This is a genomic window from Tabrizicola sp. (assembly GCF_031377265.1).
GTDB lineage: Bacteria > Pseudomonadota > Alphaproteobacteria > Rhodobacterales > Rhodobacteraceae > JAUYQR01.
Genome location: NZ_JANMET010000218.1, coordinates 25101 through 36091 on the forward strand (window position 1 = coordinate 25101; position 10991 = coordinate 36091).

At 60.0% G+C, this 10991-nt stretch carries 12 protein-coding genes; 9 read left to right on the forward strand and 3 right to left on the reverse strand.

From position 1 onward, the window contains the following. Nucleotides 1-3: 3 nt before the first annotated feature. From RMO18_RS12985 to RMO18_RS13000, 4 genes are all read left to right on the forward strand, one after another. The gene (locus tag RMO18_RS12985; protein ID WP_309666435.1) at nucleotides 4-1845 is read left to right on the forward strand and encodes an ABC transporter ATP-binding protein; all 1842 of its coding nucleotides are present in this window, start codon (nucleotides 4-6) and stop codon (nucleotides 1843-1845) included. Beyond that, nucleotides 1842-3680, forward strand: coding sequence for an ABC transporter ATP-binding protein (locus tag RMO18_RS12990; protein ID WP_309666423.1), 1839 nt, complete (start codon nucleotides 1842-1844; stop codon nucleotides 3678-3680). Before RMO18_RS12985 ends, RMO18_RS12990 begins: the two co-directional genes overlap by 4 nt. Continuing rightward, entirely contained in the window at nucleotides 3677-4903 is a 1227-nt protein-coding gene (locus RMO18_RS12995) for a class I SAM-dependent RNA methyltransferase (protein ID WP_309666424.1), read from the forward strand. The genes RMO18_RS12990 and RMO18_RS12995 overlap by 4 nt, the downstream gene beginning before the upstream one ends. Nucleotides 4904-4995: 92 nt before the next feature. Next, complete coding sequence (locus RMO18_RS13000; protein WP_309666425.1) at nucleotides 4996-5487, forward strand: L,D-transpeptidase family protein; 492 nt, start codon at nucleotides 4996-4998, stop codon at nucleotides 5485-5487. 7 nt (nucleotides 5488-5494) lie between these two features. Here RMO18_RS13000 and RMO18_RS13005 read toward each other — a convergent pair whose 3' ends face one another. Next, nucleotides 5495-6010: a CAP domain-containing protein gene (locus RMO18_RS13005; protein WP_309666426.1), complete on the reverse strand. Its 516-nt coding sequence runs from the start codon at nucleotides 6008-6010 to the stop codon at nucleotides 5495-5497. A 181-nt stretch (nucleotides 6011-6191) separates the two neighbouring features. On the opposite strand from RMO18_RS13005, the gene RMO18_RS13010 reads away from it, so the two are divergent. Next, nucleotides 6192-6785, forward strand: coding sequence for a L,D-transpeptidase (locus tag RMO18_RS13010; RefSeq protein ID WP_309666427.1), 594 nt, complete (start codon nucleotides 6192-6194; stop codon nucleotides 6783-6785). 145 nt (nucleotides 6786-6930) lie between these two features. Beyond that, nucleotides 6931-7110 (forward strand): hypothetical protein, encoded by a 180-nt coding sequence (locus tag RMO18_RS13015; RefSeq protein WP_309666428.1) that lies wholly within the window; start codon nucleotides 6931-6933, stop codon nucleotides 7108-7110. A 61-nt stretch (nucleotides 7111-7171) separates the two neighbouring features. Here the strand turns inward: RMO18_RS13015 and hemH are convergent, their stop codons facing one another. Together hemH and RMO18_RS13025 are read right to left on the reverse strand one after the other, a co-directional pair. Continuing rightward, complete coding sequence (gene hemH, locus RMO18_RS13020; RefSeq protein ID WP_309666429.1) at nucleotides 7172-8287, reverse strand: ferrochelatase; 1116 nt, start codon at nucleotides 8285-8287, stop codon at nucleotides 7172-7174. Between the two features lie 54 nt (nucleotides 8288-8341). Beyond that, nucleotides 8342-9181, reverse strand: a complete 840-nt coding sequence (locus tag RMO18_RS13025; RefSeq protein ID WP_309666430.1) for an SAM-dependent methyltransferase — start codon at nucleotides 9179-9181, stop codon at nucleotides 8342-8344. 23 nt (nucleotides 9182-9204) lie between these two features. On the opposite strand from RMO18_RS13025, the gene RMO18_RS13030 reads away from it, so the two are divergent. From RMO18_RS13030 to RMO18_RS13040, 3 genes are all read left to right on the forward strand, one after another. Then, complete coding sequence (locus tag RMO18_RS13030) at nucleotides 9205-9927, forward strand: ComF family protein (RefSeq protein WP_309666431.1); 723 nt, start codon at nucleotides 9205-9207, stop codon at nucleotides 9925-9927. 37 nt (nucleotides 9928-9964) lie between these two features. Continuing rightward, the gene (grxC, locus tag RMO18_RS13035) at nucleotides 9965-10222 is read left to right on the forward strand and encodes a glutaredoxin 3 (protein WP_309666433.1); all 258 of its coding nucleotides are present in this window, start codon (nucleotides 9965-9967) and stop codon (nucleotides 10220-10222) included. After that, a partial coding sequence (locus RMO18_RS13040) for a carbon-nitrogen hydrolase family protein (protein ID WP_309666434.1) occupies nucleotides 10222-10991 on the forward strand: 770 nt, incomplete at its 3' end. The genes grxC and RMO18_RS13040, both read left to right, overlap by 1 nt.

Below are 10991 nucleotides of genomic sequence, written 5' to 3' on the forward strand. Positions count from 1 at the left end.
GTTTTGTTCCGCTTTTTCGAAGGCCTCGTTGACCCCTATGGTCCTTACGAGCAAACTGACACGCCGCCCCGGCGGCTTTGGCCTTTTCTGCTGCAATACATCCGCCCGTTTCGGGGGGTGTTTGCAATCACCGGTGTTTTGTCGGTTGTGGCGGCGTTTTCCGACGTTGCGTTGATCTGGTATGTCGGGCGGTTGGTGGACCTTTTGGCCACCACCGGGCCAGCCGAAGCTTGGGAAGGCCATGGCACAGAGATGATTCTTGTGGCGTTGGCGGTGCTGATCCTGCGGCCGATGCTGCTGGTCGGTAGTGTTGCGCTGCTGCACAACACCATCTTGCCGAACTTTGGCACCATGATCCGCTGGCGCGCGCACGCCCATGTCATCCGTCAACCAGTGGGTTGGTTCGAAAGCGATTTCGCCGGGCGTATCGCCAACCGCATCATGCAAACCCCGCCGGCTGCCAGTGATGCGGTGTTCCAGACCTTTGATGCCATGGCCTTTGCCAGCGTCACGGTGGTGGGCGCGGCCATCATGCTGGCCGAAGCTGACCTGCGTTTGGTGGTGCCGCTGCTGATCTGGTTTGTACTGTACGCCTGGCTGGTGAACTGGACAATCAAGCGCGCCGGCCCTGCCTCCAAAGCGTCCAGCGACGCGCGGTCTGCGGTCACTGGGCGGGTGGTGGATGCTTATACCAACATCCATTCGGTAAAGCTGTTTGCGCATCACGACAAGGAATTGGCCTACGCCAAAGAGGCTATCGAACACGCCCGCACCACCTTTCAAAAGGAAATGCGGATCGTTACCAAGATGGATCTGGCGCTGACCGCGTTGAACGGTTTCCTGATCGTGTCGGTCACGGGTTGGGCGATTTTGCTTTGGTATCAAGGCGCTGCAACGGTTGGAACTGTGGCGGCCGCTACCGCGTTGGTGCTTAGACTGAACAATATGACTTATTGGATCATGTGGGCGTTTACCGCGCTGGTGCAGGCACTGGGCGTGGTGCAGGAAGGGATGGAGACGATCACCTATCCGATCAGTCTGACCGACCAATCGGGTGCGCCGGAGATGGCGCTGAAGGAAGGGCGGATTGAGATCGAAAGCATCTCGCATCATTACGGGCGGGGCACTGGCGGGTTGCAGAACCTTTCGCTGAGCGTAAAGCCCGGTGAGAAAGTTGGCGTGGTCGGTCGGTCCGGGGCTGGAAAATCCACCCTCGTGAAGCTGATGCTGCGGTTCTACGACACGGAATCCGGGCGTATCGTGATCGACGGTCAGGATATTGCCAGTGTGACGCAGGAATCGTTGCGCCGTCAGATCGGGATGGTGCAGCAAGACAGCAGCCTTCTGCACCGCTCGGTGCGCGACAACATCCTGTACGGCTTTCCCGATGCCACTGACGATCAGATGATCGCGGCCGCCAAGCAGGCCGAGGCGCATGAGTTCATCCTGACGCTGCAAGATCCTGAGGGCCGCACCGGCTATGATGCCCATGTCGGCGAGCGCGGAGTGAAGCTTTCTGGCGGCCAGCGGCAACGCGTGGCTCTGGCGCGGGTGATCTTGAAGAACGCGCCAATTCTCATTCTGGATGAGGCGACTTCGGCGCTGGACAGCGAGGCGGAGGCGGCAATTCAGGATGCGCTTTACGGCGTTATGCAGGGCAAGACGGTTATCGCCATCGCGCACCGTTTGTCCACCATCGCTGCGATGGACAGGATCGTCGTTATGGAAGACGGCGCTATCGCGGAACAGGGCACACATACCGCTTTGCTGCACCAAAACGGCCTTTATGCACGGTTCTGGGCCCGCCAGTCCGGCGGTTTCATCGGGCTTGAGGAAGCACCATGATCGGCCCAACCATCGAACCCTTTAGTCCGGCCGACAATGACCCGCCGCAGACCATCCGCGCATTCTTTGCCTGGGCGCTGAAAGGCGCTTGGCCGGGGGTGATTTGGGCTGGGTTCTGGTCAGCCGTGGCCGGGTCGATGGAGGCGGTTTCGGCGGTCATCCTCGGCCACGTGATCGACGCGGCCAACGCCGCAACGCCGGCGACGGTGTTCAGTGAGTACTGGCTGTTGTTTACGGTTTTCACAGTCTTCTACCTTGTGATCCGCCCGGTGGTCTTTGGCATCAACACCCAAGCCACATCGGTGACCGTGGAGCCGAACCTGTTCCCGCTTATCCTGTCGCGCTTGCATCGTTGGACCATCGGGCAGGCGGTCACCTTCTTTGACAACGATTTCGCTGGCCGGATCGCGCAAAAGCAGATGCAGGTCGCGCGGGCGACAACGGATGTGGTTTCGGGGATGGTCGAAACCATTGCGTTTGCGCTGGCCTCGGTGGTGGGGTCGGTAGCGTTGCTGATCTCGATCGACTACCGGGTTTCGGGCCTGCTTGTGTTGTGGGTGACGGCTTATCTGTTGTTCATCAAAGGCTTTTTACGGCGGATCCGCGCGGCCTCGGGTGCGCGGGCTTCGGCACGGGCGATGGTGACAGGGCAGATCGTTGACACGGTCACCAACATGAAGACGGTCAAGCTGTTTGCGCATTCCGAACACGAAGACCGCGTTGCCCTTGCCGCAATGCAGGACTTTCGCGAAAAAGCCGTGGCTTATGGCATCATCTCATCGTGGTTCCGGTTCGCGCTGATGGCTTTGGCGGGTGTGCTGCCAGTGCTCTTGGTGGGCGGAACCGTCTGGCTTTGGTCACATGGCGGGGCCACAACGGGCGAGATCGCGGCAGCCGGCGCCATCTCGTTCCGGCTGGCGCAGATGACCGGTTGGGTGTCATTTTCGCTGATGTCAATCTTTGGCAACCTTGGCGAAGTCGAAGACGGCATCCGCACGTTGACCCCGCCCTACACCCTTTCCGACGCGACTGGTGCGCAAGATATGCCGCGCGTCACGGGCGCCATAACGATGGATAACGTGTCTTTCGCTTATGGACGTCGCAAAGGGGGAATCCAGAATCTGTCACTGACGGTTCGTGCGGGCGAAAAGATCGGCGTGGTCGGCGCTTCAGGCGCGGGTAAATCAACGCTCGTTTCGCTTCTGCTGCGGCTCTATGACACCGAAAAAGGCAGCGTGCAGATCGATGGGATCGATGTGCGGACCGTTACCCAGGAATCGCTGCGCCGACAGATCGGTATGGTCACGCAGGAAACCGCGATGTTCAACCGCACGGCGCGTGACAACATCCTGTACGGCAAACCCGAGGCGACAGAGGATCAGCTTTTCGCGGCAGCACGGGCTGCGGAAGCGCACGACTTCATCCTTGGTCTGAAGGATCATCAGGGCCATGTCGGGTATGAGGCATTCCTTGGCGAGAGGGGAGTGAAGCTTTCGGGCGGCCAGCGTCAGCGCATCGCCCTTGCCCGCGCTTTCCTGAAAGACGCGCCGATCCTTGTGCTGGACGAGGCGACCTCGGCGCTCGATTCAGAAGTTGAAGCCAGCATCCAGGATGCGCTGACGCGTGTGATGCAAGGCAAGACGGTTGTTGCCATCGCGCACCGGCTCTCGACCATTGCGGCGATGGACCGGATCATCGTAATGGACGAGGGCCGGATCGTGGAAGAAGGCGCGCACGCCGATCTTCTGGCCAAGGGCGGTCTCTATGCCCGCTACTGGGACCGGCAGTCCGGCGGGTTCCTGGGCACAGATGACGAAATGGAAGCCGCAGAGTGAAATCAACAGTTGATCGGCTTGGGCATCTGGGCGCCGGCATCATCACGTCGCCCGACGGGCCGGTGTTTGCGCTTGGCGTGCTGCCCGGCGAAGAGGTGGAGGGCACGCTGCAAGGCGACAAACTGGTCGATATCCGCATCGTCACGCCTTCAACGGCACGCGTGCGCCCGCCCTGCCCTCACGCCAAAAGCTGTGGCGGCTGCCAGTTGCAGCACGCCTCGGACGCGTTTGTTGCCGAATGGAAGCTGGCGGTTGTGCAGTCCGCACTGAGCGGGCAAGGGCTGGCCGCGACGTTCCTGCCGATCATCACCTCACCGCCAGCAACCCGACGGCGGGCCACGCTTTCGTCGCGGCGCACCAAGGGTGGCGCGCTGGTCGGGTTTCATGCGCGCGGCTCTGACGTGCTGATCCCGGTGCCGCAGTGCAAACTTCTGCACTCCGATCTGATCGCTGCGGTGCCCGGTCTGGAAGCGATCGTAAAGCTTGGCGGCTCGCGGTCATCCGAAGTGTCGCTGACTGTCACGCAGTCTGCCGCCGGGGTGGATGTGGCCGTCACGGGCGGCAAACCGCTGGATGGCACGCTGCGCATGGAAATGGCCCGACTTGTCGAAACGCACCGCTTTTCCCGCCTGACGTGGGATGATGAAACCGTAGCCTTGCGCGCCAATCCGGTGCAGCGCTTTGGCCGATCAGTCGTCACACCCCCGCCCGGCGGCTTTTTGCAAGCAACGGCAGAGGGGGAGGCAGCACTTCTGGCTGCCATCAGGGCTGCGCTTGGCCCGCAAAGACGGATCCTTGATCTGTTTGCCGGGTCAGGCACCTTCGCCCTGCCCTTGGCCGAAACCACCGAGGTTCATGCAGTCGAAGGCGATGCTGCAATGACTGCCGCGATGGACAAAGCAGTTCGCCAGACAGAAGGCCTGCGCCGCGTTACCATCGAAACCCGGGACCTGTTTCGTCGCCCGCTGGAACCTGATGAGATGAAAGGCGTCACTGGTGCCGTCATCGACCCACCCCGCGCCGGGGCCGAGGCACAGACGGATCGGCTGGCAAGATCGGGAATTCCGGTGATTGCAATGGTGTCGTGCAACCCGGTCACCTTCGCGCGCGACGCCAAGGTTCTGCTGCTGGCAGGCTATCAGATCGACTGGGTCCAAGTGGTGGATCAGTTTCGCTGGTCGACGCATGTCGAGCTTGTTGCCCGGTTTTCCCGCACCGCATGACGGATCAGTGAACAAGGTAGCCCATGTGACCGCTAGGCAGCAGCGCGAGAATTGAGTATCTCAAAGAAAAAAGAGTACAGGCGGAAACAGGAATGCGGTTCTTGCGGCTATTCGTCATCCTTGTGATGGCATTCGGTCTTGCTGCATGCGGATCGAAGTTCCGCGTCTACAACGGTCCCGAAGTTACTTCCGTTCAGGTCCACAAGACCGACCGGAAGATATACCTTCTGCACAATGAAAAGGTGCTGAAGGTCTACGACGTGGCGCTTGGCTTCGCACCGACCGGTCACAAGCAGTTCGAGGGCGATGGCAAGACCCCGGAGGGTGCCTATTTCATCACCCACAAGAATCCTAACTCGGAGTTCCATCTGTCGCTGGGGATTTCATATCCGAACGAGGCGGACCTGGCCTTTGCTGAGGCCGCGAACAAGCCGCCAGGCGGCGACATCTTCATTCATGGCGCTCCGAACCAAAAGGTCAGCCGACGCGATTGGACCGCCGGCTGCATTGCTGTTTCGGACAAGCAGATGGAGATCGTCTATTCGATGATCAAACCGGGTACCCCGATCTTCATCCTGCCATAGGGCAGAATCAGGCGCCGGTGACCAGCGTCCACCAGATCTTGCCACCCGGCTCCTGAAACCACGCAAAGCCCAAAGTGCGGGCTGTCGGATCCATGATAACGCCACGGGTATCGGGCTGCGCCATCCACGCCGACAGGGTCTCAAGCTCGGTCTCGTAGGTTTCGGAGATCAGCTCGCCCACCAGCCGCCCGGTAAATCCGGCGCGCTGCACCCGCACAAGCGGCGATGACCCGTCCGATCCAAAGTGCCAAGGGCGGTTCTGTACTGACATGTCCCGCGAATGGGTTGCCGCGGCGGCGTTAAGCCGGGCGTCAAATGTCAGCGCCGGAAGGCTCTTCGCAGCGCGCAGGGTGTTGACCGCGTCCAGCAGGTGAAACGGGATCGCATCCCGATTGGCATCTGTGATCGGATAGACGCGCGGCAATGGGCGCCCATCCGATCCGACCGTCGGGCCGGTTGTCGTTGATGCGCAGGCTGCCAGTGCAAGTGCTGAGCCAAGAAGAACAAAGGCACGTCTTTTCATTCAGAATCACCAGACCACGGACCGCATGATGCGGCCCTTTGGCCTCTCCTTATCGAAAGCTGTGGCTGGGTTCAAACGTAACTCGACAGATCGGCGGATGCTAACGGGTCTTTGATTTGCGAGTCCGATCCAAAAACGCTATGCAACGCCGCAGAGAAAAGAAAGAGCAGGAGAAACCTCCATGGCAAACGGACCTTTGACACGTCGCACCATTCTTGCCGGCGCGGCCGGTGCAGCTGCGGCTGCAGCCTTGCCGGCCTTTGCGCAAGAGGGTTCCACGGAATTCATCCCTCCGGCGTCCAGCACGATTCGCAACAACATATCCAGTTTCCGTATGCTAGAATGGCAGAACTATTTCGACAACACGCGCGGTGGCGCGATCCTTGTCGATATCACGTCGCGTGCGTTGCACTATTGGTCGGAAGATCAATCGATCTATCGTCTTTACCCAACTTCGGTTCCTCTGTCTGAAGACTTGACACGCCGTGGCAAGACCGAGGTCGTGCAGAAAGTCGTGAACCCGACGTGGCGCCCGACAGACGCTATGAAGGAGCGGCATCCGGAGTGGCCGGATGTGGTGGAAGGAGGCGCGCCTGACAACCCGCTTGGGTCACGGGCGCTGTATCTTTCATGGACATATTATCGAATCCACGGCACGCATGACACCCGCAAGATCGGCCGCAGATCGTCGAACGGGTGTATCGGTCTGTACAACGAACACATCGAGGAACTGTTCGGAATGGCCGTTGTGGGCACACAAGTGTTGCTTATTTGACGAATCTCAAGCCCTGACTGAAAGATTCCTTCTTCTTCAATTGCATTCTTTCTGATTGGCTGATTAGACCAAATGATGAGGATTTGCTTGGGTGCGTGCCGCCGCCTCTGAAAAATTTGTCGGCACGCTATAACTGGAGGTTAACATGAAGAAACTTGCACTCGCAGCCGCAATGACCGCTGTTGCTACCACTTCCTTCGCTGGCGGCATGGCTGAGCCTGTGATGGAGCCAGAAGTCGTTGCAGCTGCGACCTCGTCGTCGGCTGGCGGTATCATTGTTCCGCTGCTGCTGCTCCTCGTGATTGCAGCTGCTGCTTCGAACTGATCTTAGGATCCTTTCAGGAAAGGGCGGCAGAGAGATCTGCCGCCTTTTTCATTTCCGGTGCCTAGCGCAGCCAGCCTGCAAGATTCTCTTCAATGATGGCGACAAGGGCATCAATATGCGCCGGGCTGTCGTTCAGGCAGGGAATATAGGTGAAGGATTCTCCGCCTGCATGTTCGAATGCCTCGCGGATCTCGCCATTGATCTCTTCCAGCGTCTCGATGCAGTCGGCCGAAAACGCCGGGGCCATGACTGCGATGCGCTTCTTGCCCTGCCGTGCCAGTTCCGCAACATGCTCTACCGTATAGGGCTTCAGCCATTCTTCCGGGCCGAAGACCGATTGGAAGGTGGTGTCGATCGACCCCTTCTCCCAGCCTAGCTTTTCGCGCAGCAGCCGTGAAGTTTTGGCGCACTGGCAATGGTAGGGATCGCCCTGCATCAAGTAACGCTTTGGCATTCCATGATAACTGGCGACCAGAACGTCGGGCTTTTGATCGAGTGCCGCATAGGCATCGGTGACGGATTTCGCCAGAGCCTCGATGTACAGCGGGTGCGCAAAGTACTCCGGCACTGTGCGCACGGCGGGCTGGCGTTTTTCCTTCATCAGGGCCCGGAAGAACTGGTCATTTGCCGTGGCGGAGGTCGCACCGGCATAGTGCGGATATAGTGGAAAGAAGAGGACCTTCTCGCATCCCGCCTCGACCATCGCGCGCACCTTAGAATCAGTCGAAGGGTTGCCATAGCGCATGCAAAAATCGACGATCACGTCGGCGCCATGCCGGTCTGCGATGGATTTTGCGATTGCCGCTGTCTGATCCTTGGTAATGGTCAGAAGCGGGCTTTCGTTGCGGTCATGGTTCCAGATCAGCTTGTAGTTGGCGCCCGAAGAAAACGGCCGTTTGGTCAGGATGATCAGCTGCAGCAGTGGCTGCCATTTCCAACTGGCATAGTCGACTACACGCTTGTCCGAGAGAAACTCGTTCAGATAGCGGCGCATCGACCAGTAATCATAATTGTCAGGCGTGCCGAGGTTGGCCAAAAGGACGCCGATACGCGGTCGGCGAACGGGTGGATGGTCGGCTGGCGCATGCGCCAGACGTCCCTGTCCCGGTTGGATCAGCGTGGGGTCGGCGCTTTGATCGGCGGGTGTAGAGGTCTGCCCTGTCTTGGCATCAAGCATCGCTTCGGTTCCCGGAATTTCCTATCGGGGGACATATAGGCTTATCGGTCGGGGTCAACAGTCCTTGGGCAATGGTTGTTCCGGCACTTTCAAGGCATCGGCAAGCCGGTGCTTGGCCGATCCGGGACGAAGCGGGGTTTGCTGGCTGTCATGCTGTGCCCAGCCGGTCAGAAAGATCACCTCAAACGTTGCGGCAATCCTGTCGTCCGCCTGGCCCTGCGTGGCTGCGTAAATCGCCACGGCTTCGGTAAAGATCGCCCGGCGGGTTGCATGCTTCAAGCGTCCGGCAAGCGCGTTGGTTTCGCCCATTGCCCGCAGATCGGCAAACAGGTCGAAAACGGATTTGTAGGTTGCCATCTGCACGAAGCCGTCCGCCACCGGCAGGGCAAAACCGGCGCGCTGCAATAGCCCACCCAAATCGCGTATCTCGGCCATCGGCAGCACCCTTGGTGACAAACCACCCGTCACGGCGGTTTCCGCTTCGGCCAGGCTCGTGCGCAATTCGTGCAACGTCCTGCCGCCCAGAAGCGCGCCAAGGAACAGCCCGTCAGGCTGCAAGGCGCGCCGGCATTGCACCATCTGCCCCAACGGGTCGTTGGCCCAGTGCAGGCCCATCGCGTGAACGACCAGATCATGGGCCCCCGGTTCAAGCGCAAGCACCTCGTCATCCGGCACGATAAGGGCGTTCGGCATGACGTTTCGCCACAAATCCGGAAACCCGGTCACCACGGCCGGTTTCGTAAAGGTTCTGTTAACCTCGATCAGTCTTTCCTGAACATCGGCGATTGCAGCCTGATGCAGGAACATCGCGTCGGCGTGGCTGGGGTGCGAAATCGCCCTGTTCCGGTGACGCACAAGGGTTGAACGGTCTGTCAGGATTGGCGGCGATTGCATGAGGCGGACTTTAGGAGGACAGGATGGGATTGCAAGGCGCTCTGCAGGTGATCTACCCGCCGCAATGCATCAGTTGTGCAGCGCCGGTGATTTCAGACTTTGGCCTGTGCGGCGATTGCTGGCGTGAAACAACGTTCATTGCGGGTCTTGTCTGCGACTTGTGCGGTGTGCCGCTGCCGGGCGAGGAAGCGGCCCACCGCGTGCTGTGCGACGATTGCATGACGATCGCCCGGCCATGGAGCCAGGGTCGAAGTGCCTTGGTCTATAAGGATAATGCCCGTCATATGGTTTTGGCGCTGAAACATGGGGACAGGATGGATCTGGCGCGCCCAGCGGCGGCATGGCTGCTGAAGGCCGCGCAACCAATGATGCGCCCGAACATGCTTGTTGTACCGGTTCCGTTGCATTGGTTCAGGCTGCTGCGACGCAAGTACAACCAGGCCGCCATCCTGTCTGCGGCGGTTGCCAAGCTGGCGGGTTTGGAAAACTGCCCCGACGCGTTGCTGCGGCGAAGATACACCGGCAGTCAGGAAGGCCGAACCCGGGACGCGCGGTTTGCAAGCATGATCGACGCCATAGCCGTGAATCCTCGGCACAGTAAACGCGTGCAACAGCGCGATATCCTGTTGGTCGACGACGTGATGACCTCTGGCGCTACCTTTGCCGCTGCAACAGAGGCACTTTTTTCGGCAGGCGCAGCGTCGGTTTCAGTTCTCAGTCTGGCTCGCGTTGCGAAAGACGCCTGAGACCGTATACTCAGGGTCGACCCACAGGACCCGAACCATGAAACCCGTCGAAGTCTTCACGACACCCTTCTGCCCCTACTGCATCGCCGCCAAGCGGTTGCTGGACAAGAAGGCTGTCCCCTATCGCGAAATTGACGTCAGCAACGACCCGTCGTTGCGCACAACGATGATGCAGCGCGCGGGTGGGCGACGCACCGTGCCCCAGATTTTCATTGGCGCAACCCACATCGGTGGCTGCGATGACCTGCATGCATTGGATCATGCGGGCAAACTTGACCCGCTATTGGCCGGATAATGCGGGCAGCCCTCGTCCAACTGAATGTGTCAGACGACCCAGCCGCAAATCTGCCGACCACGCTTGACTTTGTGCGGCAGGCCGTTGAGGCGGGAGCGGACTTTGTTCTGACGCCCGAAATGACCAACTGCCTGTCATCCAGCCGTGATCATCAGCGCAGTGTTTTCCACCACGAAGATCAGGATGACACTCTGGCCGCGATGCAGGATGCGGCCAGGTCGCATGGCATCTGGCTTTTGGTCGGTTCTCTCGGGCTTTTGACGCAGGATGCAGACGGCCGGTTTGGCAACCGGTCGCTGTTGCTGTCGCCGGATGGCAACGTCGTGGCGCGGTACGACAAGATCCATATGTTCGACGTCAATGTGTCTGACACCGAGGTCTATCGCGAAAGCCAAGGCTACCGCCCGGGCAACATCGCCGTCCTGCACGACGCAGGCTTTGCCAGAATCGGTTTGTCGGTTTGCTATGACTTGCGGTTTGCATCGCTGTACCGCCGCCTCGCGCAGGCCGGGGCAGAGATTCTGACCATCCCGGCGGCGTTCAACCACATCACCGGTGCCGCGCATTGGGAAACGCTGGTCCGCGCGCGCGCGATCGAAACAGGATGCTTCGTTCTGGCCCCCGCGCAAACCGGTTTTCACCCTGAGGCTAAGGGCAAGGGCCGCCGGACGCACGGGCATTCGCTCGCAGTGGCGCCCTGGGGCGAGATTATAGCTGACGGCGGCACCGAACCTGGCGTGACGCTGGTTGACATCGACCTTGCCCAGGT